Origin of the sequence: Specibacter cremeus (assembly GCF_003946885.1) — a bacterium.
Classification (GTDB): Bacteria; Actinomycetota; Actinomycetes; order Actinomycetales; family Micrococcaceae; genus Specibacter; species Specibacter cremeus.
The window spans coordinates 1-23,852 of record NZ_RWKQ01000062.1 but is presented as its reverse complement, the minus strand read 5'-3'; the positions used below and the strand labels follow the sequence as shown (position 1 = coordinate 23,852).

Annotated in this window: 17 protein-coding genes and 1 pseudogene; 6 read left to right on the top strand and 12 right to left on the bottom strand. The window is 70.6% G+C overall.

Annotated elements, in window-relative coordinates; all coding sequences use genetic code 11:
• Positions 1-83: 83 nt before the first annotated feature.
• The 10 genes and pseudogenes from sucB to EJC77_RS18455 all read right to left on the bottom strand — a co-directional run.
• Positions 84-1,406, bottom strand: a pseudogene (gene sucB / locus EJC77_RS18500) (2-oxoglutarate dehydrogenase, E2 component, dihydrolipoamide succinyltransferase); the annotation flags it as partial.
• A gap of 4 nt (positions 1,407-1,410) precedes the next feature.
• On the bottom strand, positions 1,411-2,868 hold the full coding sequence (gene allB / locus EJC77_RS18495; protein ID WP_125616205.1) for an allantoinase AllB: 1,458 nt from the start codon (positions 2,866-2,868) through the stop codon (positions 1,411-1,413).
• Positions 2,861-4,018, bottom strand: coding sequence for a glycerate kinase (locus tag EJC77_RS18490; RefSeq protein ID WP_125616202.1), 1,158 nt, complete (start codon positions 4,016-4,018; stop codon positions 2,861-2,863). Before EJC77_RS18490 ends, allB begins: the two co-directional genes overlap by 8 nt.
• Positions 4,019-4,027: 9 nt before the next feature.
• Entirely contained in the window at positions 4,028-5,806 is a 1,779-nt protein-coding gene (gene gcl, locus EJC77_RS18485; RefSeq protein ID WP_125616200.1) for a glyoxylate carboligase, read from the bottom strand.
• A gap of 34 nt (positions 5,807-5,840) precedes the next feature.
• Positions 5,841-6,719, bottom strand: coding sequence for a 2-hydroxy-3-oxopropionate reductase (locus tag EJC77_RS18480; RefSeq protein WP_125616197.1), 879 nt, complete (start codon positions 6,717-6,719; stop codon positions 5,841-5,843).
• A gap of 46 nt (positions 6,720-6,765) precedes the next feature.
• On the bottom strand, positions 6,766-7,563 hold the full coding sequence (locus EJC77_RS18475) for a hydroxypyruvate isomerase family protein (protein ID WP_125616191.1): 798 nt from the start codon (positions 7,561-7,563) through the stop codon (positions 6,766-6,768).
• Between the two features lie 390 nt (positions 7,564-7,953).
• The gene (locus tag EJC77_RS18470; RefSeq protein WP_125616188.1) at positions 7,954-8,787 is read right to left on the bottom strand and encodes a bifunctional allantoicase/(S)-ureidoglycine aminohydrolase; all 834 of its coding nucleotides are present in this window, start codon (positions 8,785-8,787) and stop codon (positions 7,954-7,956) included.
• The gene (locus EJC77_RS18465) at positions 8,780-10,078 is read right to left on the bottom strand and encodes a DUF6986 family protein (RefSeq protein WP_125616185.1); all 1,299 of its coding nucleotides are present in this window, start codon (positions 10,076-10,078) and stop codon (positions 8,780-8,782) included. Before EJC77_RS18465 ends, EJC77_RS18470 begins: the two co-directional genes overlap by 8 nt.
• A 2-nt stretch (positions 10,079-10,080) precedes the next feature.
• A complete protein-coding gene (gene aceB, locus EJC77_RS18460) occupies positions 10,081-11,688 on the bottom strand; it encodes a malate synthase A (protein ID WP_125616182.1) in 1,608 nt (535 codons plus the stop codon).
• A complete protein-coding gene (locus EJC77_RS18455; RefSeq protein WP_125616179.1) occupies positions 11,685-13,076 on the bottom strand; it encodes an NAD-dependent malic enzyme in 1,392 nt (463 codons plus the stop codon). Before EJC77_RS18455 ends, aceB begins: the two co-directional genes overlap by 4 nt.
• 197 nt (positions 13,077-13,273) lie before the next feature.
• Between EJC77_RS18455 and EJC77_RS18450 the strand changes: the two genes are divergently transcribed.
• Complete coding sequence (locus EJC77_RS18450; protein ID WP_125616176.1) at positions 13,274-14,041, top strand: IclR family transcriptional regulator; 768 nt, start codon at positions 13,274-13,276, stop codon at positions 14,039-14,041.
• 68 nt (positions 14,042-14,109) lie between these two features.
• Here the strand turns inward: EJC77_RS18450 and EJC77_RS18445 are convergent, their stop codons facing one another.
• Positions 14,110-15,516 carry an 8-oxoguanine deaminase gene (locus tag EJC77_RS18445; protein ID WP_125616173.1) on the bottom strand — a complete coding sequence of 469 codons (1,407 nt, stop codon included), beginning with the start codon at positions 15,514-15,516 and terminating at the stop codon, positions 14,110-14,112.
• Positions 15,517-15,908: 392 nt separating this feature from the next.
• On the opposite strand from EJC77_RS18445, the gene EJC77_RS18440 reads away from it, so the two are divergent.
• The 5 genes from EJC77_RS18440 (at position 15,909) to EJC77_RS18420 (ending at position 22,992) form a co-directional block, all read left to right on the top strand.
• On the top strand, positions 15,909-16,421 hold the full coding sequence (locus tag EJC77_RS18440; RefSeq protein ID WP_125616170.1) for a nucleoside deaminase: 513 nt from the start codon (positions 15,909-15,911) through the stop codon (positions 16,419-16,421).
• 20 nt (positions 16,422-16,441) lie between these two features.
• A complete protein-coding gene (locus EJC77_RS18435) occupies positions 16,442-17,959 on the top strand; it encodes an NCS2 family permease (RefSeq protein ID WP_125616167.1) in 1,518 nt (505 codons plus the stop codon).
• A gap of 80 nt (positions 17,960-18,039) precedes the next feature.
• On the top strand, positions 18,040-19,239 hold the full coding sequence (locus tag EJC77_RS18430; protein WP_125616164.1) for an XdhC family protein: 1,200 nt from the start codon (positions 18,040-18,042) through the stop codon (positions 19,237-19,239).
• A gap of 41 nt (positions 19,240-19,280) precedes the next feature.
• Complete coding sequence (locus EJC77_RS18425; RefSeq protein WP_125616161.1) at positions 19,281-20,183, top strand: FAD binding domain-containing protein; 903 nt, start codon at positions 19,281-19,283, stop codon at positions 20,181-20,183.
• Positions 20,167-22,992 (top strand): molybdopterin-dependent oxidoreductase, encoded by a 2,826-nt coding sequence (locus EJC77_RS18420; RefSeq protein WP_125616158.1) that lies wholly within the window; start codon positions 20,167-20,169, stop codon positions 22,990-22,992. The genes EJC77_RS18425 and EJC77_RS18420 overlap by 17 nt, the downstream gene beginning before the upstream one ends.
• On the opposite strand, the gene nboR is transcribed toward EJC77_RS18420, so the two are convergent.
• Positions 22,972-23,598, bottom strand: coding sequence for a nicotine blue oxidoreductase (gene nboR / locus EJC77_RS18415; protein WP_125616155.1), 627 nt, complete (start codon positions 23,596-23,598; stop codon positions 22,972-22,974). The two genes, EJC77_RS18420 and nboR, sit on opposite strands and share 21 nt — an antisense overlap.
• Positions 23,599-23,852: the final 254 nt, after the last annotated feature.

The window sequence follows — 23,852 nt, the reverse complement described above, 5'->3', positions numbered from 1 at the left end:
GTAGACAGAACCAGGACCCCGGAAAACCGCGAAATCCCCGCCACGGCGGGGATTTCACACGTCACCCCCCACGTAACTTCGGACTAAAGATCGGCGTCGAACGCGGCCGCCTCCAGCCGGCGCGTGACCGTCTGCAGGAACCGGCCGGCGTCCGCGCCGTCGACCAACCGGTGGTCGTACGTCAGGCACAGGTACATCATGTGGCGGATGGCCAGCGCGTCCTCGCCGTCGGGGCCCGTGACGACCCCGGGGCGCTTCACGATCGCCCCGACGCCCAGGATGCCCACCTGCGGCTGGTTGATGATCGGGGTGTCGAACAGGGCGCCGACACTGCCGATGTTCGTGATTGAGAACGTGCCGCCGGAGAGCTCGTCGGCACCGATCGAGCCGTCCCGGGTGCGCGCCGCCACATCGGCGATTCGCCCGGCCAGGGCGGCCACGTTCAACGAGCCGGCGTCGCGCACGACGGGGACCAGCAGGCCCTTGGGCGTGTCGACGGCGAACGCCAGGTGCTCGGCACCGTGGTACGTGATGGTGCCGGCGGCCTCGTCGAACTCGGCGTTCAGCATCGGGTGCGCCTTCAGGGCCCCGGCCACGGCCGCGGCGATGAACGGCAGGAACGTCAGCTTCACCCCGTGCCGGGCCGCGAACCCGGCCTTCGACCGTTCGCGCAAGCGCACCAGCGCGGTCACGTCGACCTCGTGCACCTGGGTCAGCTGCGTGGACGCCGCCAGCGATTCGCGCATGCGCCGGGCGATGACCTGGCGGATGCGCGGCGCCTTCACGGTGGTTCCCCGGACGGTGCTGCCGGTCGCGGCGGGAGTGGATCCCGCCGTCCCAGCGGCCGCTGTGACCGCTACCGCTGGGACGACGGTGGTCTGGGTGGCCGTGGTGTTCTCGGCCTGCCGCTCGACGGCGGCCTGCACGTCGGCCCCGCGGATCCGGCCGCCCACGCCGGTGCCGGCCACGACGGCCAGGTCGACGCCGTGCCGGTGCGCCAGCCGGCGCACCAGCGGCGTGACGTAGCGGTGATTGAGCGCGCGCTGATTGAGCCTGCGGTGATTGAGCCTGTCGAAATCAGGGGTCTCGACAAGCTCGACCACCGGGGTCTCGACGTGCTCGACCACCGGGGTCTCGACAAGCTCGACCACCGGGGTCTGGACGGGCTCGAGCACCGGGGCGGCCACACCGATGTGCGCGAGCACCTGCCCGACCCCTGCGGCCTGGTCCTCGCGGACCAGGATGCTCTCAAGGATCCCGGCGAACGGGGACGGCACCTCCGTGTCGACCTTGTCCGTGGACACCTCCACGAGCGGCTCGTCGACGGCGACGGTCTCGCCCACCGACTTCAGCCAGCGGGTCACCGTGCCTTCGGTGACGCTTTCGCCCAGTGCGGGCAGCACGACCAGCTCAGGCACGGGACTCCTCGACGTGCGGGGCCTGGGTCTCGACAGGCTCGACCACCGGGGTCTCGACAGGCTCGACCACCGGGGTCTCGACAGGCTCGACCACCGGGCGGCGCAGCAGCGTCCCGGTGGGCGTGACGCCGTCGATCTCGTGACCGCGCAGGAACGTCCGGCGCACCACGCCGGTCAGCTGCTGGCCGTCGTAGGGCGTGATCGGGTTCTTGTGCTTGAGCTTGGCGGCCTCCACCGTGAACGTGTCATCGGCGGCGAACACGGCGAAGTCGGCGTCGGCGCCGGCGGCCAGCCTGCCCTTGCCGTCCAGCCCGACCAGGTTCGCGGGGGCCGCGGACATCCAGCCGACGACCTGCTCCAGGGCGATGCCGCGCTTGCGGGCGTCCGTCCAGATCAGCGACAGGCCCAGCTGCAGCGACGAGACGCCGCCCCAGGCCACGGCGAAGTCGCCGTTCTCGAGGTCTTTCAGGTCCAGCGTGCTGGGGGAGTGGTCGGAGACGATGCAGTCGATCGTGCCGTCCTCCAGGCCCTGCCACAGGAGTTCCCGGTTGCCGGCCTCGCGGATCGGCGGGCAGCACTTGAACGCGGTGGCGCCGTCCGGGATCTGCTCGGCCGCCAGGGTCAGGTAGTGCGGGCACGTCTCGACGGTCAGCCGGACACCGTCGCGCTTGGCCGCGGCGATCATCGGCAGCGCGTCGGAGGAGGACAGGTGCAGGATGTGGGCGCGGGCGCCCGTGCGGCGGGCCGCCTCGATGACCTGGGCGATGGCCGTGTTCTCCGCCCCACGCGGCCGTGAGGCCAGGAAGTCGGCGTAGTGGGCGCCGGGGACCGCCGGGGCCTCCTCGATGGTGCGCGAATCCTCGGCGTGGACGATCAGCAGAGAGTCGAAGGATTCCAGCTCCGCCATGTCGCGTTCCATCTCATCCGCCTCCAGGTGCGGGAACTCGTCCACGCCGGAGTGGATGAGGAAGCACTTGAAGCCGAACACGCCCTCGTCGTGCAGCGGGCGCAGGTCGGCCGTGTTGCCGGGAATCGCCCCGCCCCAGAAGCCGACGTCGACGAACGCCTGGCCGGTGGCGGCGGCGCGCTTGAGCTCGAGGTGGGGGACCGTCGTCGTCGGGGGGATGCTGTTCAGTGGCATGTCGACGACGGTGGTGACGCCGCCGGCGGCCGCGGCGCGGGTGGCGGAGGCGAAGCCCTCCCAATCGGTGCGGCCGGGCTCGTTGATGTGCACGTGGCTGTCCACGAGGCCGGGCAGCAGGGTTTCGTCATCGGCCAGCTCGATGAGCTCGCGGCCGGCCAGGTTGGTGCCGAGGGGTTCGACGGCGGCGATCACGCCGGCGCGCACGCCCACCTCGCGCGGGCCGATGCCGGCGGGGGTGAGCACGCGGGCACCGCGGATCACCAGGTCGAAGTCGGCCGCGTCGTTGCGGTCGGATGCTTCAGGCATGGGTGGTCTCCTTTTCTCCGGCCAGCGCGGCCAGTTCCCCACCAATGGTGGCACCGATGCGCTCGAGCAGCGAGGCGGCCTCGAGCATGCACACGGTCGTGTCGGGTTCAAGATCGGTCAAGGCGTACGTGCGGGCGAAACCGGCCCCGGCCAGGGTGGTCGCGTCCAAGGTGGTGCGCCCGCACACGGCCACCACCGGGATGCCGGCGGCGGCGGCGGCGCGGGCCACGCCCACGGGTGCCTTGCCGGAGAGCGACTGCTCGTCCAGGCTGCCCTCGCCGGTGACGACGACGTCGGTGCCCTCCAGTTTGCCGGCCAGCCCGGCCAGTTCCAGCACCACGTCGATGCCCGGACGGCGTTCGGCGCGCAGCACGGCCAGGGCCGCATAGCCCACACCGCCGGCGGCGCCGGCGCCGGGGCCGTCGCTGGCTGTCACGGCGTCCGTGCCCATTTCGTTGGCCAGCACGCGGAAGTAACGTTCCAGTGCGTCCTCGAGCAGCAGCACGTGGTCCGCCGTGGCGCCCTTCTGCGGGGCGAACACGGCGGCCGCGCCCCGCGGTCCCAGCAGCGGGTTGTCGACGTCGCTGGCCAGGGTGAAGTGGGTGCCGGCCAGTCGCGGGTCGAGGCCGGACAGGTCGATCCGCTCGATCCGGGCCAGCGCGCCGCCCCCCAATGCCAGCGGCGCGTCCCCAGCGTCGAACAGTGCCGCGCCGAGCGCCACGAGCAGGCCGGCGCCGCCGTCGGTGCAGGCGCTGCCGCCGACGCCCAGGATGATCTCCCGGGCGCCGCGGTCAAGCGCCTGCACGACCAGTTCGCCGGTGCCCAGGCTGGACGCGTCCAGCGGGGCCGGGACGCCCTCGTGGAGCACGGCCAGGCCGGACGCGGCGGCCATCTCGATCACCGCCACGTCGCCCTTCAGCGCGAAGTCGGCGGCGACCGGGTGACCCGTGGGACCGGCAACGGTGGCCGTGACCCTCGTGTAGCCGGCCGCGACGGCCGCGTCGATGGTGCCCTCGCCGCCGTCGGCCAGCGGCACGAGCACCGTTTCCGTGCCCGGTCGCGCACCGTCCAGGCCGGCGGCCAGGTGGCGGGCGGCCTCGGGTGCGGACAGCGACCCCTTGAACTTGTCCGGGGCGACGATGACACGCATGGCGGTGCCCTAGCCCTGCAACGCCAGGATGGCGGTCGGGGCGTCGGCGGCCGACTCGGCCAGGTCGTTGAACTCGTTCACGTTGTCCAGCTCGGTGCCCATGGCGATGTTCGTCACGCGCTCCAGGATGGCCTCGACGACCACCGGCACGCGGAACTCGTCCATCAGCTCCTTCGCCTTCGCGAACGCGGCCGGCATGTCCTCCGGACGCTCCACGCGGATGGCCTTGCAACCCAGGCCCTCCGCCACCTTCAGGTGGTCCACGCCGTAGCCGTTCGTCTCCGGGGAGTTCAGGTTCTCGAACGCCAGCGAGACGTGGTAGTCCATCTCGAAGCCGCGCTGCGACTGGCGGATCAGGCCCAGGTACGAGTTGTTCACCACGACGTGGATGTACGGCAGGTTGAACTGCGCGCCGACGGCCAGCTCCTCGATCATGAACTGGAAGTCGTAGTCGCCGGACAGCGCGACGACGGTCTGCCCGGGCTTGCCGCGCACGACGCCCAGGGCGGCCGGTCCGGTCCAGCCCAGCGGGCCGGCCTGGCCGGCGTTGATCCAGCGGCGCGGACCGAACACGTGCAGCATCTGTGCGCCGGCGATCTGCGACAGGCCGATCGTGGACACGTACGTGGTGTCCTCGCCGAACGCCGAGTTCATCTCCTCGTACACGCGCTGCGGCTTCATCGGCACGTTGTCGAAGTGCGTCTTGCGCTGCAGGCTGCCCTTGCGGGCGGCGCACTCGTCGGCCCAGGCCGAGAAGTCCGGTGCGGTGCCGGCGGCCTTGCGCTCCTTGGCGACCTCCAGCAGCGCCTCCAGGGCGGCGCCGGCGTCGGAGACGATGCCCAGGTCCGGGGAGAACACGCGGCCGATCTGGGTCGGCTCGATGTCCACGTGGATGAACGTGCGGCCCTTCGTGTACGTGTCCAGCCCGCCCGTGTGGCGGTTGGCCCAGCGGTTGCCGATGCCGATCACGGCGTCGGAGGCCAGGAACGTGGCGTTGCCGTAGCGGTGCGACGTCTGCAGGCCCACCATGCCGGCCATCAGGGGGTGGTTGTCCGGGATGGTGCCCCAGCCCATCAGGGTCGGGATGACGGGGATCGACAGCAGCTCGGCCAGTTCCACCAGCGCCTCGGAGGCGTTGGCGTTGATGATGCCGCCACCGGCGACGATCAGCGGGGCCTTGGCCGCGAACAGGATGTCCAGGGCCCGCTCGGCCTGCTTGCGGGAGGCGCGCGGCTTTTCCACCGGCAGCGGCTCATACAGGTCGATGTCGAAGTCGATCTCCGCCATCTGCACGTCGAACGGCAGGTCCAGCAGCACGGGGCCGGGACGGCCCGAACGCATGATCTGGAAGGCCTTCTGGAACGCGCCGGGCACCTGGCCGGGCTCCTTGATGGTCATCGACAGCTTGGTCACCGGCTTCGCGATGGACTCGATGTCGACGGCCTGGAAGTCCTCCTTGTGCAGCTTCGCGTACGGCGCCTGGCCGGTGATGCACAGGATCGGCACGGAGTCGGCCCACGCGGCGTACAGGCCGGTGATCATGTCGGTGCCGGCCGGGCCGGACGTGCCGATGCAGATGCCGATGTTGCCCTCGGCGGCCCGGCTGTAGCCGTCGGCCATGTGCGAGGCGCCCTCGACGTGGCGGGCCAGCGTGTGGCGGATGCCGCCGTGCGCCTTCATGGCCGAGTAGAGCGGATTGATGGCGGCGCCGGGCAGGCCGAACGCCTCCACGGCGCCCTCCTTGGCCAGGATCGCGACGGCTGCGTCAACGGTGCGCATCTTCGTCATGGTGTACTCCTTGGAAAAATTTGGGGGGTGGGTATTACTTGGTGCCGGACAGCTCGGTGGCGAGCTTGAACAGGCCGGAGTGGTCCAGGCCGCCGTCGCCGCGGGCGACGAGGGCGGAGACCAGCTGGGCGACGGCGGAGCCGAGCGGGACGACGACGCCGGCCTCGCGGGCGGCGGCCGTGACGATGCCGAGGTCCTTGTTGTGCAGGGCCAGGCGGAAGCCGGGGTCGAAGTTGCGGTCGAGCATCTTCTGGCCCTTCTGGTCCAGGACCTTGGAGCCGGCCAGGCCGCCGCCGAGCACCTTGAGCGCGGCGTCGGTGTCCACGCCGTACGCCTCGAGGAACACGACGGCCTCGGCCAGGGCCTGGATGTTCACGGCCACGATGAGCTGGTTGGCGGCCTTGACGGTCTGGCCGGAGCCGGAGGGGCCCACGTGCACGATCGTCTTGCCGACGGCGCCGAGCACGGCGCCGGCGGCGGCGAAGTCCTCGGCGGTGCCGCCGACCATGATGGACAGGACGGCGTCGATGGCTCCCTGCTCGCCGCCGGAGACCGGGGCGTCAAGGGGGCGGATGCCGGCGGCGACGGCGTCCGCGGACAGGCGCTTGGCGACGTCGGGGCGGATGGAGCTGGCGTCGATCCAGACGGCGCCCTTGGGCGCGTTGGCGAACACGCCGTCCGGGCCGGAGACGACGGCCTCGACGTCCGGGGAGTCCGGGACCATGGTGATGACGAAGTCGGCGTCCTTGACCGCGTCGGCGATGCTCGCCCCGGCCTTGCCACCGGCGGCGACGAGCTTGTCGATCGCCCCCTGGCTGCGGTTGAAGCCGGTGACGGTGTGGCCGGCGGAGGCAAGGTTCTTCGCCATGGGCAGGCCCATGATGCCGAGGCCGATAACTGCAACGTTGCTCATTGTGAATCCTCTGATGTCTGTGGGGGGGAGTCTGTGGAGTGCCGGACTAGCTGTTGGCGGGCTGGCGGATGGCCCAGGCGAACGCGGTTTCGCGTTCGGCCTTGTATTCGAGGCCGATGTGGCCGGTGTAGCCGAGCTCGCGGCTGCGGGTGATCCACTCGCCGAGGGGGAGCTCGCCGGTGCCGGGGGCGCCGCGGCCGGGGTTGTCGGCGATCTGGATGTGGCCGAAGTCCTTGGCGTGGTTCTCGATGACGGCGGCGACGTCGTCGCCGTTCACGGCCAGGTGGTAGAAGTCGGCCAGCAGCAAGACGTTGTCCACGCCGGCGGCGGCGGTCTTGGCGATGACGGCCAGCGCGTCGGCGGCCGTCTTCAACGGGTAGGCCGGCGTGCCGGAGACCGGCTCCAGCAGGACGGTGCCGCCGATGCGGGCCACGCCCTGGGCCGCGGCGACGAGGTTGCGCACGGCCAGCTCGTCCTGTTCGGCCGCGATCTGGCCGTCCTGGCGGTTGCCGTAGAGGGCGTTGAACGCCTTCGTGCCGAGCCGCTCGCCGATGCCGGTGACAGCGTCGATGTTGTCCTTGAATTCGCTCTCGCGGCCGCCCCACGACACCAGGCCGCGGTCCCCGGCCGGCATGTCGCCGGCAAAGAAGTTCAGGCCGGTGAGCTGGACGCCGGCGTCCGTGATGGCCCGCTCGAAGTCGGCGACGTCCTTGTCGGCCGGTACGGCGGTGGCGAACGGCCACCAGAATTCGACGGCGTCGAAGCCGGCGGCCTTGGCGGCGGCGGGGCGTTCGAGCAGGGGCAGCTCGGTCAGCAGGATGGAGCAGTTCACCGTGTACGTCATGATGGGGTCCTTTCGTTCCCGTTCCACCGGAGCGAAACCGTGAGGTTTCCACTCTGTGAAACTGGATTATTGCGTTACGAAAAGACTAGGCCGTGGGGTCGAGTGATGTCAACTACTTTTTCACGATGCGATTTGAAAGTTTCACGATACGAAATTATAGAGTCTGGTTGCCCGTGAAGTCCCACCGAGTTGACCTGGTCCCGGCCACTTGGGTGGGGGTCTCGACGGGCTCGACCACTGGGCACGGGCTCGACCACCGGCTTAACGAGGCGTCGCCCCCGGCGTGGCGGTGCCGGGGGCGACGAGGTCTCGCTCCCCAGCCGCTCCCACTGCTCGCAAGCTCGCAGCGGGTCCCTCGCGGCCGTGGGCCCAAGCTCGATCAGCGGGGTGTTACAGCGTGATCTGCCGGTTGACGTCCTTGTACAGCAGGTAGCGGAAGTTCGACGGCCCGCCGGCGTAGCAGGCCTGCGGGCAGAAGGCGCGCAGCGACATGTAGTCGCCCTCCTGGACCTCCACCCAGTCGCCGTTGAGCCGGTACACGGCCTTGCCCTCGAGCACGTACAGGCCGTGTTCCATGACGTGCGTCTCCGCGAACGGGATCGAGGCGCCCGGTTCGAACGTCACGATGTTCACGTGCATGTCGTAGGCCAGGTTCTCCGGGTCGAGCATGCGCGTGGTGCGCCACTTGTTGTCCGTGCCCGGCATCGGGTTCGGCGCGATGTCGCGCTCATTGCCGACGACCGGCTCGGCCGTGTGCCCGGCGACCGGCTCGTAGCGCTTCCGGAACCAGTGGAACCGGGCCGGCTCGACGCCGTCGTTCTTGGCGCTCCACACCGTGCCGGCGGGCACGAACGCGAAGCCGCCGGGTTCCAGCACGTGCGCGGCCCCGGCGATGGTGAGCGACAGCGCGCCGTCGACGACGAACAGGAAGCCCTCCACCTCGGCCTGCGGCTCGGGGTTCTCGGACCCGCCGCCGGGGGCGACCTCCACGATCGACTGGGCGAACGTCGTCGCCCCTCCGGCGACCGGGCGGTTGAGCACCCAGGCGCGCGTGCCCGTCCATTCCGGGAACACCGAGGTGACGATGTCGCGGACCACGCCGCGCGGGATGACCGTGTACGCCTCGGTGACGATGGCGCGGTCGGTGAGCAGGTCGGTCTGCGGCGGGTGTCCGCCGAGCGCCTTGTAGTACGTGGCGTCGGGGCGGGTGGTGGTCTTAGACATGGGAATCCTCCGTCACGGGGTGGTTGGGCACGGGGCGGGCCAGGGCGATCGCGGTCACCTGGTCGATGCTGATCTCGGTGGCGGCCAGCACCTCGGCGTCGGTCAGGGCGCCGCAGGCCAGGCCGCGGTGGATGAACCGGGCCAGGGCGCGGGCCGTGGCCGGTTCGTCCATGATGGCCGATTCGTATCGGTGCACGTAGTTGCGCAGCCGGGCCGCGGCGGCCTCGAAGCCGTCCCGGTAGAACGCGTACGTGGCCAGGAAGCGCGTGGGCAGCTGGGCCGGGTGCAGGTCCCAGCCCTGGTAGATGCCGCGTTCCAGGTGGCGGCGGACCAGGCGGGCGTGCAGCGCCCAGGCCCGGGACACCTGCTCGGGATCGCCCACCGGCAGGATGTTCGTCGACCCGTCGGAGAGGTGCACGCCGGTGCCGGCGACGGCGACCTGGAGCACGTTCTTCGCGTAGTCGGCCGCCGGATGGTCCATCGACTGGTAGGCGGCGGCGATCGACAACGACGCCGAGTAGTCGTAGGTGCCGTAGTGCAGCGAGGAGACCCGGCCGGCGCCGGCGTGGAGCAGCTGCGCGGCAGGGACCGTGCCGTCGTGGGCGAGGATCAGCTGCGGCGTCTCGACCTGCACCTCGAAGCGCAGCCGGCCGGCAGGCAGCGAGTGCGCGGCCTCGAGCTGCTCGCAGGCGTAGACCATGGCCTCGACCTGGGCCACCGTGGTGACCTTGGGCAGCGTCAGGACCAGCCCGTCGGGCAGCCCGCCGGAGGCGACCAGCGAGCCGATGAACAGGTCCAGGGTGCGCAGTCCACGGGCCCGGGTGGGCGCCTCGAAGCACTTGAAGCGGATGCCGATGAACGGCGGGGCGGTGCCCGCGGCGACGGCCGCGTTCACCTCCCGGCCGGCGGCGAGCGCCGCGGCGTCCTCCTCGGCGTCGGGGCGGGCGCCGTAGCCGTCCTCGAAGTCCAGGCGCAGGTCCTCGATGGGTTCGGCGGACAGCTTCGCGGCCACGAGGCCGGCCAGCTGGCCGGCCCGGGTGGGGTCGCCCAAGCCGAGCTCGCCGGCCAGCGCCGCGAGCCCGTCCCGGCCGCCGGCCGCGTCCAGGGCCGCCCGGCCCCAGTCGGCGGCCAGCGCGGTGCTGAACTGGTCGGCGGGGACGTAGACGGTGTGCACCGGCTGGCGGCGCCCGTCGTCGCCCGGGTAGGCGGTGGCGAGCAGCTCATCGGTGGCGGCCAGCGCCGTCTCGATGTGGGCCAGCTGCCCCGCGGACAATGCGGTGGTGACTGCCATTCCTAGCCCACCAGTTCGTAGGCCGGGATGGTGAGGAAGTCCGTGTAGTCCTCGGACAGGCAGATGTCCGCGATGAGGTCGCTGGCCGGCTTGTAGTGCAGGACGAACGCCTCGTCGCCGACTTCGCCGCGCAGCTTCTCGGTTTCCTCGGCCAGGATCGTCGCCACGAGCTCGCGGGTGACCGTGTTGCCGGTGTCGGCGAGCGTGACCTGGTTGCGGATCTGCTGCCACACCTGGGAGCGGGAGATCTCCGCCGTGGCGGCGTCCTCCATCAGGTTGTGGATGGCGACGGCGCCGTTGCCCGAGAGCCACACGGCCGTGTAGGCGACGGCCACGTACAGGTTCAGGCGCAGGCCCGCCTCGGTGACGTCACCGTCGGCCGAGGCGACGTCCAGCAGCTGGGCGGCCGTGACACTGACCTCGGGGCGCTGCTTGTCCAGCTGGTTCGGGCGCTCGCCTAGGACGGCGTCGAACACCTCCTGGCAGACGGGGACCAGATCCGGGTGCGCCACCCAGGACCCGTCGAAGCCGTCGTTCGCCTCGCGCGTCTTGTCGGCGCGCACCTTCTCGAACGCGGCGGCCGTGACCTCCGGCTCGCGGCGGTTCGGGATGACGGCGGCCATGCCGCCCATGGCGAACGCGCCGCGGTGGTGGCAGGTCTTGACCAGCAACTCCGTGTAGGCGCGCATGAACGGGGCCGTCATGGCGACCTGGGCGCGGTCCGGCAGGACGAACGCGGAGCCGGCGTCGCGGAAGTACTTGATGATGCTGAACAGGTAGTCCCAGCGCCCGGCGTTCAGGCCCGAGGCGTGCTCGCGCAGCTCGAACAGGATCTCGTCCATCTCGAACGCGGCCGGGATCGTCTCGATCAGCACGGTGGCCCGGATGGTGCCCTGCGGGATGCCCAGGTAGTCCTGCGCGAACACGAAGATCTCGTTCCACAGGCGCGCCTCGAGGTGGCTTTCCATCTTCGGCAGGTAGTAGTACGGGCCCTGGCCGTTGGCGAGCAGCAGCTTCGCCGTGTGGAAGAAGTGCAGGCCGAAGTCCACCAGCGCGCCCGAGGCGGGTTCGCCGTCGACCAGGACGTGACGATCGATCATGTGCCAGCCGCGCGGGCGGGCGACGACGACGGCGAGCGGCGCGTCGGTGCGCAGCCGGTACTCCTTGCCCTCGGGGGAGGTGTAGGAGAGCGTGCCGAGCGCGGCGTCACGCAGGTTCAGGACGGCGTCGACGACGTTCGCCCAGGTGGGCGTCGAGGCGTCCTCGAGGTCGGCCAGCCACACCTTGGCGCCCGAGTTCAGCGCGTTGATCGCCATCTTGGCGGGGGAGGCCGGGCCCGTCATCTCGACGCGGCGGTCCCGCAGGGCGGCCGGGGCGGGCGCGACCTGCCAATCACCGGCGCGGACGTCCACGGTCTCCGGCAGGAAGTCCATCTTGCCGTTGGCGGCGACGGCGGCACGCTTGATGGCGCGCTCGGCCAGGCGCTGCTTGCGGGTCTGGTTGAAGCGGCGGTTCAACTCGGCGACGAACGCGAGCGCCTCGTCCGTGAGGATCTCACCGGCCCGGGGGATCGGGGTGGGATCGGTGACGGTGATGGTGGACTTGCTCATGAATTGGTCCTTTCGGCGGCGGCTGCCACGGCGGCGGCAACGTCTGCGGCCACGTGCGGGTCAAAAACACTCGGGATGATGAAGCTGGCGTTCAGTTCGGTCTCGTCGACGCGGGCGGCGATGGCCTCGGCTGCCGCCACCAGCATATCCTGGGTGATGTCGGACACACCGGCGTCGAGCAGGCCGCGGAAGAAGCCGGGGAAGGCCAGCACATTGTTGATCTGGTTCGGGAAGTCGCTGCGCCCGGTGGCGACGACGGCGGCGTACTTGGACGCGATGACCGGGTCGACCTCGGGGGTCGGGTTGGCCATGGCGAACACGATCGAGTTCGCCGCCATGGCGGCGACCTGCTCCTCGCCGAGGACGTTCGGGCCGCTCACGCCGATGAACACGTCCGCGCCGACAACGGCCTCGTGCAGCGTGCCGGTGAAGTTGTCCGGGTTGGTGTTCTCGGCCAGCCACACCCGGTGCGAATCCGTGTACGTCTCGGTGCGGTTGATCGCGCCGTTGCGGCCGCACGCGACGATGTTCGTGGCGCCCTGGGCGATGAGGAGCTGGATGATGGCGTTGCCGGCGGCGCCGACGCCGGCGACGACGATCTTGACGTCGCCGATCTTCTTGTCCACCACGCGCAGCGCGTTGACCAGGGCGGCGAGCGTCACGATGGCCGTGCCGTGCTGGTCGTCGTGGAAGACCGGGATGTCCAGTTCCTCGCGCAGCCGCTTTTCGATCTCGAAGCAGCGCGGGGCGGCGATGTCCTCGAGGTTCACGCCGCCGTAGACCGGGGCGATCGCCTTGACGATGCTGATGATCTCCTCGGTGTCCTTCGTGTCCAGGCAGACCGGCCACGCGTCGACGTTCGCGAACTGCTTGAACAGCGCGGCCTTGCCCTCCATGACCGGCAGGGCGGCGGCCGGGCCGATGTCGCCCAGGCCCAGGACGGCCGTGCCGTCGGTGACGACGGCGATGGTGTTCCGCTTGACCGTGAGGTTGCGGGCGGCGCTCGGGTCCTCGGCGATGGCCAGGCAGATGCGGGCGACGCCGGGGGTGTAGGCGCGGGACAGGTCGTCGCGGTTGCGCAGCGCCACCTTCGGGACGACCTCGAGCTTGCCGCCGAGGTGCATGAGGAACGTGCGGTCGGAGACGTGCAGCACGTGCACGTCCTCGAGTGCCTCCAGGGCGTCCTTGACGCGACCGGCGTGGGCGTCGTCGGTGGTGTTGGCCGTGATGTCCACGACGATGCGCTCGTGGGCGGACTCCGTGACGTCAAGGGCGGTGACGGCGGCACCCGCCGCGGCGGCCGCGGCGGCCAGCTCGCTGGTGACGGTGAAGTTCGACGGGGCGCTGACGCGCAGGGTGATGGAGTTTCCGGGACTGGGGTTCGCCATTGAAGGTCCTCTTGGTTGTGGCCCATGCTGGGCAGTCGACACATGTTTTCGTATTATGGATAATAATATCTATGTAGTGGAAGTTCAAGACCCTTCCACGGCGGACGCCGCCCCCTTGTGCGGTGTTGTATCTTTATGAGTGAAAGGCCCCTTCCGCATCGTGGACAATTGGGTGCCAGGGCAAGGAGTGAGGCAACATGGCAGCAAAGGCCAGCGGGGGCGTGCAGTCCGTTGAACGGGTGTTCGAACTGCTCGAACTCATCACCGACGCCGGCGGCGACGTCACGCTCAGCGAGCTGGCCGGATCCACCGACCTGCCGCTGCCGACGATCCACCGCCTGCTGCGCACCCTGGTGACGCTCGGCTACATCCGCCAGCTGCCCAATCGCCGTTACGCGCTGGGCCCCCGGCTCATCCGCCTCGGCGAGGGTGCGACGAAGCAGCTCGGCGCGCTCGCCGGCCCGCAACTGAAGTCCCTCGTCGACCGGCTGGGCGAGACCGCCAACATGGCCGTGCTCGAGTCGGACATGGTCATCTACATCGCCCAGGTGCCCTCCCCGCACTCCATGCGCATGTTCACCGAGGTGGGCCGCCGGGCGCACACCCACGACACCGGCGTCGGCAAGGCGCTGCTGGCCCTGCTCGACGACGACACCGTGCGCGGCATCGTCGCCCGCCAGGGCATGCCCACCCCGACGGCCAAGAGCCTCGGCACCGTCGATGCGCTGCTCGCCGACCTGGAATTGATCCGCGAGCGCGGCTACTCCATCGACGAGGAGGAACAGGAGATCGGCGTGCGCTGCTTCGCCATGGCCGTGCCCGGCGCGCCGACGCCCACGGCCATCTCCGTCTCCGGCCCGGTGACGCGCGTGGACCAGGGCTTTGCCGAGCGCGCCGTCCCCATGCTCCGCGAGGCGGCCCGGGCGATTTCCGACGACCTGAACGTCGGCGACCGAGTCTCCTGATCCCCACTTGCCGGGAACCTGGCAAGCGTGGGCCCACCCACCTGCCGGCCCGGAAATCCCGGTCCGGCTCAGCCGTTGACCAGCCGGTATGCCGCCGCCCGGTGCTCGGCGATAAGGGCGTCCAGGTCCAGGTCCACGATGGCCCCGTCCGCGACGCGCCACCGCCCGGCGACCATGACCCGGTCGGCCCGGTCGGCGCCGCACAGCAGCAAAGCCGCGATGGGGTCGTGGCTGCCGGAGAAGCGCAGCTCGTCCAGCCGGAACAGGGCCAGGTCCGCCTGTTTGCCCGGCGCCAGCTCGCCCAGGTCGTCCCGGCCCAGCACCCTGGCCGAGCCCTTGGTCGCCCACCCGAGGGCCCGTTCGCAGGTCACGGCCGCGGCGCCGTAGCGCAGCCGCTGCAGGTACAGTGCCTGGCGTGCCTCCAGGATCATGTTGGAGGCGTCATTGGAGGCCGACCCGTCGACGCCGAGCCCCACCGGCACGCCCGCCGCCTCCAGTTCGAGGACCCTTGCCGTGCCGGAGGCGAGGCGCATGTTCGACGTCGGGCAGTGCGCCACCGCCGTACCCGCCGCCCCCAACCGGGCGATTTCCGCATCGTCGAAGTGGATACCGTGTCCCAACCAGGTCCGGTCGGTCAGCCAGCCCACGCTCTCCAGGTAGTCCACGGTGCGCAGACCGAACCGCTCGAGGCAGAAATCCTCCTCGTCGAGCGTCTCGGCCAGGTGGGTGTGCAGGCGCACGTCATGGCGCTGCGCCAGCTCGGCGCTGGCCGCCATAGCCTCGCGCGTGACCGAGAACGGCGAGCAGGGGGCCAGCGCGATCTGGACCATGGCGCCGGCGCCGCGCTCATGGTAGCGCCCGATCAGCCGCTTGCTGTCCTCAAGGATCGCCTCGGCCGACTGGACGGTCGACTGGGGTGGCAGGCCGCCGTCGTCCTGGCCCAGCGACATCGAGCCGCGGGTCAGGGTTGCGCGCATCCCCAGCTCTCGCACCACCCCGACCTGGATGTCGATGGCGTCCTCGAGTCCCCGGGGGAACAGGTAGTGGTGGTCCGCCGCCGTCGTGCAGCCCGAGAGCAGCAGCTCGGCCAGCGCGGCGGTGGTGGCCAGTTCGAGATCCCGGGGCCGCAGCCGGGCCCACACCGGGTACAGGTTCGTCAACCACGGGAACAGTTCGGCGTTGGCCACCGGGGCCCACGCCCGGGTCAGGGTCTGGTAGAAGTGGTGGTGGGTGTTGATGAGCCCCGGCAGCAGCACGTGCTCCCCGGCCTCGAACGTGTCCTCGCACGGTGCGGACGGCTGTTCGCCCGCGCCGAGGACCTCCTCGATCCGGCCGTCGGCGATCACCAGGCCGCCGGACGCGTCCAGGGAATTGGCGGTGAAGGCGGCCAACGGATTCTTGATCCAGAGGCGGCGGCCTGAGGGAGACGGGGTTGTGGCGGTCGGCGCAGTGGAGTTCGCTGCTGAGGTGGGCATCGGGATCCTTCCGGGTCGGTATGGGTGCCGAGGTGCCGAAAAGAAAAGCCGGCACCCCACGGTGCCAGCTCAGTGTTCCCCTGTCTGCTGATCCAGGCGGTCCGGCCATGCCGTCCGGACATCAATCTAGGCCATGGCGGCGCGGCGGTCAACGCACGGGACGCGCGGCAACGTTTTCGTTATCCGGAATCGAAATTTCAAAAACCTATTGATCTGCGTCACACTCGGTGCTAGTGTCTGGTGCATGCCAAAGGCGGGCACCCGGCGACGGGTCGCTATCTACCGGGCGTAACTTGATCCCAAACCAAGTATAAACCGGTAGCGTGAGACACTCTTTGGCATCGAAGAAAACGCGTATGTTGCCGGTTGCTCCCAGTGTCAAGGAAGCCACCATGATCACCAGCAACAACACCAGTAACAGCGACCAGCAATACCTGGTCCGGGCCATTGAATTGGCCACCGCAAACGTCCTCGTCAACGGAGGCCCCTTCGGCGCCGTGATCGTCACCGCCGACGGCCGCGCGTTCGACGGCGTCAACCGGGTCACCGCCAGCAACGACCCCACGGCCCACGCCGAGGTCACGGCCATCCGCACGGCCTGCCGCGAACTGGGCACGTTCGACCTGTCCGGGGCCACCCTCTACACCAGCTGCGAGCCCTGCCCCATGTGCCTGTCCTCCGCCCTGTGGGCCCGGGTGGAGCGCGTCTACTTCGCCGCGGACCGCCACGACGCGGCCCGGGCCGGCTTCGACGACGCCGTGTTCTACGACTACTTCGACACGCCCGTCGAGCAGCGGAGCATGCCGGTGCGCCGCGTCGCGCTCGCCGCCCCGGATGCCACCGTGCCCGAGGTGACCGAGCCGTTCGACACGTGGAACGCCCTCGACTCCCGGATTGACTACTAGGGTGGGGTGGGAAACTTCAAATGGCACTTCTGAACAAGACCGGAAAAGAAGAGACCGGCAACGAGGTGGCGACCTCCACAGGTTCCGTCCACCCAGCGCCCAAGCGCGGCTTCGCGCACTCAATCGACAGCTACTTTGAGATTACCGCACGCGGCTCAAGTGTATTCCGTGAATTCCGCGGCGGCTTGGCCACTTTCTTCGCCATGTGCTACATCGTGGTGCTCAACCCGCTGATCCTGTCCAGCCCGGACGGTTCCGGGCACACATTGGGCATTCCGCAGGTCGCTGCCGTCACCGCCGTCATCGCCGGCGTGACCACAATCGTGATGGGCGCGTGGGCGAAGTACCCGTTCGCGCTGTCCGCCGGCCTCGGCGTGTCCGCATTCGTCTCCGCGACCATCGCCACCACCAAGGGACTGACCTGGCCGGAGGTGATGGGGCTGGTGCTTATCGCCGGCATCGTCATGTTCATCCTGGTGCTCTCCGGGCTCCGGGAGGCCGTCATGCGGGCCGTCCCGGCCGGGCTGAAGACCGCAATCGTGGTCGGGATCGGCCTGTTCATCGCCATCATCGGGTTGGTGAACGCCGGGTTCGTCCGCCGCATCCCGGACGCCGCGCACACCTCAGTGCCCCTCCAGCTGGGTCAGGACGGGAAGCTGCTGGGCTGGCCCACCCTGGTGTTTGTGTTCGGGCTGGTGCTGACCATCATCTTGGTGGTGCGCAAGGTCAAGGGTGGCATCCTGATCGGGATCATCACCTCCACCCTCTTCGCCATGGGTCTGCAGTTGTTGACCAACACTGCGTCCAGCGCGAAGGATCCTTCCGGCTGGTCCCTGATGGTGCCCGTCGTCCCCTCCCAGGTGTTCTCGGTCCCGGATCTGTCGCTGATCGGGAAGGTCAATATCTTCGGCGCCTTCGCGCACCTGGGCATCATGTCCGCCCTGCTGTTGACCTTCACCATCTTGCTCAGCGTGTTCTTCGACGCCATGGGCACCATGACCGGTCTGGCCAGCGAGGCCAACCTGTTGGATAAAGACGGCAACATGAAGAACGCCAACCGGGTGCTGCTGGTCGACGCCGCGGCCTCCATGGCGGGTGGTTTCGGCTCCGTCTCGGCCAATGAGATCTTCGTCGAGTCGGCTGCCGGCATCGCCGAGGGTGCCCGGACTGGTCTGGCCAGCGTGTTTACCGGGGGGCTGTTCCTGCTGGCGGCGTTCTTCGCGCCGCTGGTCGGAATTGTGCCCTTCGAGGCGGTGGCTCCGGCGCTGGTGATCGTCGGGTTCATGATGGCCACGCAGATCCGCAGGGTCGATTGGAACGACTACGGGATCGCCATCCCGGCGTTCCTTACCTTCATCCTGATGCCGTTCACGTACTCGATCGCCAACGGACTGGGTGCCGGGTTCATCGCGTACGTCATCATCCGGGTGGTGCAGGGCCGGGCCCGCGAGGTGCACGTACTGATGTGGGGCGTCGCCGCAGCCTTTGTGGTGTACTTCGGCATCGGCCCCATCCAGCAGATCCTCGGGATCAGCTAATGCGCGCTGGTGGCGGGCCCCGCGTCCACGGGACCCGCCACCAGCCGGGCGTGACCGAAACCCCAGGAAAGGGTAGGGAAATGTTGGAATTGCTGGCCGCCATGGTTTCGTGGCCGGCCCTGCAGCGCCGCGGGCGGATCGCCGCCGCCACCATTGTGCAGGTCTCCGGCTCGGCCCCGCGACCCGTGGGCACCACCATGTTGGTCTCCGAGGGCGGCGAGGTGCTGGGCAGCCTGTCCGGCGGCTGCGTGGAGGGCGCCGTGGTGGAGTCTGCGCGGGAGGCCCTGGACACGGGATTCCCGCAGCGGAACTGCTTTTGCTACACCGACCGGGACGCCTTCGCCGTGGGACTGACCTGCGGGGGCACCATCGAGGTGCACGTCCAGCCACTGCTCCCCGGCGAGCTCGACGGCGTGTCATTGCCTGGCTGCGGGACCCCCAACGCCGTTGTGAGACGGCTCGGGACCGGCCACACCCGCGGCCCCTCCATTTTCTTCGCTACGGGCGCTTCCGCCCTGGCCTCGGACGCAGGCTTTGCGGCGCTGGCAGGCATGCTGGCTGACGACGCCGGAAACCCGCCGTCCGCTGCCTCCGTGCATGCCGTCTCGCTGCGGCTTCAGGCGCTGGCCGCCGGCGGCGGCACCTCACTGCTGGAACTGGGCGCCACCGGCGAGTGGTGCGAGCTTCCCGCTGCGACCCTGCTGGTGGAAAGCCGCCTGCCCGCCCCCCGGTTCCTGATTTTCGGCGCCAACGACTTCGGCGAAGCCATGATCCGCCAGGCCTCCCTGCTGGGCTACGAGGTGACGCTTTGTGACCCCCGCCCCGCTTTTGCCGCCCAGGCCCGCTTTGCCGCCGCCCGCGAGGTGGTCACCGCGTGGCCGCATCGCTACCTGCGCGGGGAGGCCCGGGCCGGGCGGCTGGATGGACGCACCGTGGTGTGCGTGCTGGCCCACGACCCCAAGTTCGACATCCCGCTGCTGGAATTCGCCCTGACCCTGGACGTGGCCTACATTGGCGCGCTGGGCTCCCGGCTCAGCCACGCCAAGAGGGTGGACGCCCTGTTGGAGCAGGGGGTGGCGCCGGAACGGCTTGCCACGCTCCACTCGCCCATCGGCCTGGACCTGGGCGCAGGCACCGCGGCCGAGGTGGCCGTCTCCATTGCCGCAGGCGTCATTGCCCACCGCAACGGCCGGTCCGCCCAGGCCCAGCTGAGCAACGGCAGCGGCGCCATCCACGCAACACCGCCCGCGGCTGCCATCCCCGAGCCCGTGCACGCCTGACGTGCCCCCGACACCCGAGCCACCACAACCAGGAGCCCGCCATGGACATGAACACAATTGAGGAACTGCTCCCCACAGCGGACCCCGCCGCCTGGCGCCCGGGCGACGCGTGGCTGGCCGGCGGGACCGTGCTGTTCTCCTACGGCAGCAGCACGCTGCGCCGTCTGCTGGACCTCGGTGCGGCCGGCTGGACGCCCATCACGGTCGACGCCGACGGCATCGAGCTGGCCGCCACCTGCACCATCGCGGCATTGTACGAACTGCCGGACACGTTGCCGCAGCGCCTCCCGGAAACGGACGCGGCGCCCCCCGTCTGGCCGGCCCTGGCGCTGGTGCGGCAGTGTTGCGACGCATTCGTGGCGTCGTTCAAGATCTGGAACATGTCCACCGTGGGCGGCAACATCGCCACGGGACTGCCGGCCGGGCCCATGACGAGCCTGTGCGCCGGACTGGACGGGGTGGCCACGATCCTCTCGCCGGGCGGCGGCACGCGCACCATGCCGGTGGCCGAGCTCGTCGTCGGGGACGGCCTGACCTCGCTGGCCCCCGGCGAACTGCTGCGCAGCATCCGCCTGCCCGCCCACGCCCTGGCCGCGCGCGTCGCCTACCGGCGGCTGTCGCTGAGCAACCTGGGCCGCTCCGGCGTCCTGTTGATCGGCCGGCACGACGGCGACGGCACGTTCGTCTTGACCGTCACGGCGGCCACGCAACGGCCCGTGCAGCTGCGGTTCGGCACCCGCCCCGACGCGGATGCCCTGGACGCGGATGCCCTGGTTCGGGCCCTGGATGCGGCCATCCCCGTGTCCCTGTACCACGACGACATCCACGGCCTGCCCCGGTGGCGCCGCGACATGACCTACAAACTGGCCGAGGAGATCCGCCGCGAGCTCCTCGGTGGCGGGGAATCCGCCGGGAAGGAGGGCCGCCATGGCCATGGAGATTAACGGAACCCGGCACGCCAACGAGCCGCGCCCGGGACAGTGCCTGCGCACGTTCCTGCGCGAAGAGGGCATGCTGGGTGTGAAGAAGGGCTGCGACGGCGGCGACTGCGGCGCCTGCACCGTCCATGTCGACGGCCAACCAGTGCACAGCTGCATCTACCCGGCAGTCCGGGCCGAAGGCCGCTCCGTCACCACCGTCGAGGGACTGGCCGACGGCGATACGCTGCACCCCATGCAGGAGCAGTTCCTGGACGCGCAGGGTTTCCAGTGCGGCTTCTGCACCGCCGGCATGCTCATGACCGCGTCCACCTTCGACGACGCCCAAAAGGAAAACCTGCCGCGGAACCTGAAGGGCAACCTGTGCCGCTGCACCGGGTACCGCGCCATCGCCGACGCCGTGTGCGGCACCGGGACCGTTGGGATGGACGACGACGGCGCCCGGGCGGGCGACGGACAGGTGGGGGACAGTGCCCCGGCCCCCGCCGGCCGGGCCGTGGTCACCGGCACGGCCCGGTACACCCTCGACGTGGACCCGGCCGACTACCCGGGGCTGCTGCACATGAAGCTCGTCCGGTCACCGCACCCGCACGCGCGCATCGAATCGATCGACGCGTCCGCGGCACTGCGCGTGCCCGGGGTCCGGGCCGTGTTCACGCACGAGGACGCCCCGGCGCAGCTGTTTTCCACCGCCCAGCACGAGCTGTACACGGATGACCCGGACGACACGCGCGTGCTCGATTCGGTGGTCCGGCACGTCGGCCAGCGCGTGGCCGCCGTCGTGGCCGACACCGTGGCGGCCGCCGAGGCCGGCGTGCGCGCCGTCGTCGTCCGGTACGAACACCTCCCGTTCGTGCTCGACGCCGCGGCGGCACTGGCGCCCGGCGCCCCGGCCATCCACGCCGACAAGGACGCCGCGACGCACCGCATCGCCGACCCCGCACGCAACCTGGTGGCCGAACTCCACTCGGAGCTCGGCGACGTGGCCGCGGGACTGGCCGCCGCCGACGTCGTCCACGAGGCGACCTACCGCACCCAGCGTGTGCAGCATGTGGCGCTGGAGACGCACGCCTCGATCGCGCACATCGACGACGCCGGGCGGCTGCACGTGCGCTCGTCGACGCAGACGCCGTACCTGACCCGGCGCGCCCTGTGCCGCGTTTTCGGGCTGCCGACGGACCAGGTGCGTGTGGTGGCCGGGCGGGTGGGCGGCGGCTTCGGCGGCAAGCAGGAGATGCTCACCGAGGACATCACGGCGCTGGCCGCGCTCGCGCTGCGGCGCCCGGTGCAGCTCGAATACACGCGCACCGAACAATTCACGGCCTCCACCACGCGGCACCCGTTCACCATCCGGTTGTCGGCCGGGGCCCGGCGCGACGGGACGCTCACGGCCCTCGCCGTGGACGTGGTCACCGACACCGGCGCGTACGGCAACCACGCCCCGGGCGTCATGTTCCACGGCTGCGGGGAGTCACTGTCCGTCTACAAGTGCGCCAACAAGCGGATCGATGCCCGGGCCGCGTACACGAACACGGTGCCCGCCGGCGCGTTCCGCGGCTACGGGCTCAGCCAGATGATCTTCGCCGTCGAGTCCGCCGTGGACGAGCTGGCCGCCCGGCTGGGGATGGACCCCATGGAGTTCCGGCGCCGGAACATGATCCGCGACGGCGACCCCATGCTCTCCTCCGCCCCCGAACCGGAGGAGGACGTGCTCTATGGCAGCTATGGATTGGACCAGTGCGTCGACCTGGTCGCCGACGCGCTGGCCCGCGGGTCCGCCCGCTACCGCGAGGCGGGGATGGCGGACCTGGGGCCCGAATGGGCCGTGGGCACCGGCACGGCGCTGTCCATGATCGACACCGTCCCGCCACGCGGCCACTTCGCCCACACCGTCATCGAACTGCTGCCCGATGGCACGTACCGGGCGGCCGTGGGCACGGCCGAATTCGGCAACGGCACGACGACGGTGCACGCCCAGTTGGCCGCGACGGCGCTGCACAGCCGGGCCGACCGTGTCGCGATCGCCCAATCCGACACGGACCTGACCGACCACGACACGGGCGCGTTCGGCTCGACCGGCACGGTCGTGGCCGGCAAGGCCACGCTGGCCGCCGCCCAGGATCTTGCGGGCCGGCTCGTGGCCGCGGCGGCGGACATCACGGGTGTGCCGGCGGCGGACTGCGTTCTTGGCATTGACGCCGTGGCGTGTGCCGGCCGGGCGCTGCCGCTGGCGCAGCTGCACCGGGAGGCCGCCGCCCGCGGGCTGGTGTTGCGCGCCGAGGGGCGCTGGGGCGGCACCCCGCGGTCGGTCGCGTTCAACGTCCACGGGTTCGCCGTGGCCGTCAACACCGGCACGGGGGAGTTGCGCATCCTGCAGAGCGTGCAGGCCGCGGACGCCGGCGTCGTCGTCAATCCACGCCAATGCCGCGGCCAGATCGAGGGCGGCATCGCCCAGGCGCTCGGCGCGGCCCTCTACGAGAACGTGCGGATCGGCGCGGAAGGCCGGGTGGAGACGGACATCCTGCGCCAGTACCACATCCCCACGTTCGCCGACGTGCCGCGCAGCGAGGTGTACTTCGCCCGCACCAGCGACGCGCTGGGCCCGCTGGGGGCCAAGTCGATGAGCGAGAGCCCGTTCAACCCGGTGGCGCCGGCGCTGGCGAACGCCATCCGCAACGCCACCGGGGTCAGGTTCACCGAACTGCCACTGGCCCGGGACGTGATCTACCTGGGCCTGGTGGACGCCTCCGCCGGCACGTTGGCCGGTTCGTCAGCCGGTTCGCCAGTCGGCTCGTCAGTCAGGGAGCAGGTGTAGGTCCGCCGGGGTGTCGACGTCGGCGCCGTCGGACAGGTCCGTGCAGTCGATGAGATCGATGAGATCCGGGTGGCCGCGCAGGAACGCGCGGGCCCCGGCGTCGGCGTCGGCTGATGCGGCGGCCCGGCGGGCCAGTGCCGCGTCGAACAGCACCGGGTGGCCGCGCCTGATTTGATTGCCCTGGGCCCGGGTGGCCGCGAGGTAGCCGGCGGCCGTGACCCGGCCGGGCCGGTGCGCCGCCAACAGCCTCGCAACCAGCGCCGGCGTGAGCCCGGGCTGGTCGACGAGCGCCACCAGCACGTCGTGCCCGGCCGCGGCGGCCCCCACACCCAGCGCAAACGAGCCGCCCATGCCGGATTCCCAGGCGCCATTGACGACGAGCCGGCACGCGGAAAGGACCGCGCTGCCGCGGCCCTCCCACAATTCAATGATCCGGTGCGCCCCCGCGCCGACGACGATGACGATGTCCGCGCAGCCGCCCGCCCGCAGCACGCCGGCCAGGTGCTCCACGAGCGTCCCGCCCCGGTAGGGGAGCAGGGCCTTGGGCCCGCGCCCCAGCCGGGTGCCGGCACCCGCGGCCAGCAGCACCGCCGTCGTCTCCGTCATGGCGTCCAATCTAGCGCCTCGCGGGTCGGGGGTGGCGGTGGTCGAGCCTNTCGGTGGTCGAGCCTGGGCCCACAGCGGCGGGGGACCCGGTGCGAGCTTGCGAGCAGGGGGAGCCGCTGGGGAGCGAGACCCGTCGGTGGTCGAGCCCGTCGAGACCAAATGATTTCGGCAGGCTCAATCACCGGCGGGCTCAATCCCCGGGGGCCCTAGCTGTCGCCGCCGGCCGATCCGGTGGTGCCGGCGTTGATGTTGAG

Coding starts and splice junctions, on each gene's coding strand:
- EJC77_RS18455 (WP_125616179.1), bottom strand. CDS start 13,076: ATGGCGAACCCCAGTCCCGGAAACTCCATCACCCTGCGCGTCAGCGCC.
- EJC77_RS18480 (WP_125616197.1), bottom strand. CDS start 6,719: ATGAGCAACGTTGCAGTTATCGGCCTCGGCATCATGGGCCTGCCCATG.
- EJC77_RS18475 (WP_125616191.1), bottom strand. CDS start 7,563: ATGACGTACACGGTGAACTGCTCCATCCTGCTGACCGAGCTGCCCCTG.
- EJC77_RS18435 (WP_125616167.1), top strand. CDS start 16,442: ATGGCACTTCTGAACAAGACCGGAAAAGAAGAGACCGGCAACGAGGTG.
- EJC77_RS18465 (WP_125616185.1), bottom strand. CDS start 10,078: ATGGCAGTCACCACCGCATTGTCCGCGGGGCAGCTGGCCCACATCGAG.
- EJC77_RS18430 (WP_125616164.1), top strand. CDS start 18,040: ATGTTGGAATTGCTGGCCGCCATGGTTTCGTGGCCGGCCCTGCAGCGC.
- nboR (WP_125616155.1), bottom strand. CDS start 23,598: ATGACGGAGACGACGGCGGTGCTGCTGGCCGCGGGTGCCGGCACCCGG.
- aceB (WP_125616182.1), bottom strand. CDS start 11,688: ATGAGCAAGTCCACCATCACCGTCACCGATCCCACCCCGATCCCCCGG.
- EJC77_RS18450 (WP_125616176.1), top strand. CDS start 13,274: ATGGCAGCAAAGGCCAGCGGGGGCGTGCAGTCCGTTGAACGGGTGTTC.
- EJC77_RS18420 (WP_125616158.1), top strand. CDS start 20,167: ATGGCCATGGAGATTAACGGAACCCGGCACGCCAACGAGCCGCGCCCG.
- EJC77_RS18425 (WP_125616161.1), top strand. CDS start 19,281: ATGGACATGAACACAATTGAGGAACTGCTCCCCACAGCGGACCCCGCC.
- EJC77_RS18470 (WP_125616188.1), bottom strand. CDS start 8,787: ATGTCTAAGACCACCACCCGCCCCGACGCCACGTACTACAAGGCGCTC.
- EJC77_RS18490 (WP_125616202.1), bottom strand. CDS start 4,018: ATGCGTGTCATCGTCGCCCCGGACAAGTTCAAGGGGTCGCTGTCCGCA.
- allB (WP_125616205.1), bottom strand. CDS start 2,868: ATGCCTGAAGCATCCGACCGCAACGACGCGGCCGACTTCGACCTGGTG.
- gcl (WP_125616200.1), bottom strand. CDS start 5,806: ATGACGAAGATGCGCACCGTTGACGCAGCCGTCGCGATCCTGGCCAAG.
- EJC77_RS18440 (WP_125616170.1), top strand. CDS start 15,909: ATGATCACCAGCAACAACACCAGTAACAGCGACCAGCAATACCTGGTC.
- EJC77_RS18445 (WP_125616173.1), bottom strand. CDS start 15,516: ATGCCCACCTCAGCAGCGAACTCCACTGCGCCGACCGCCACAACCCCG.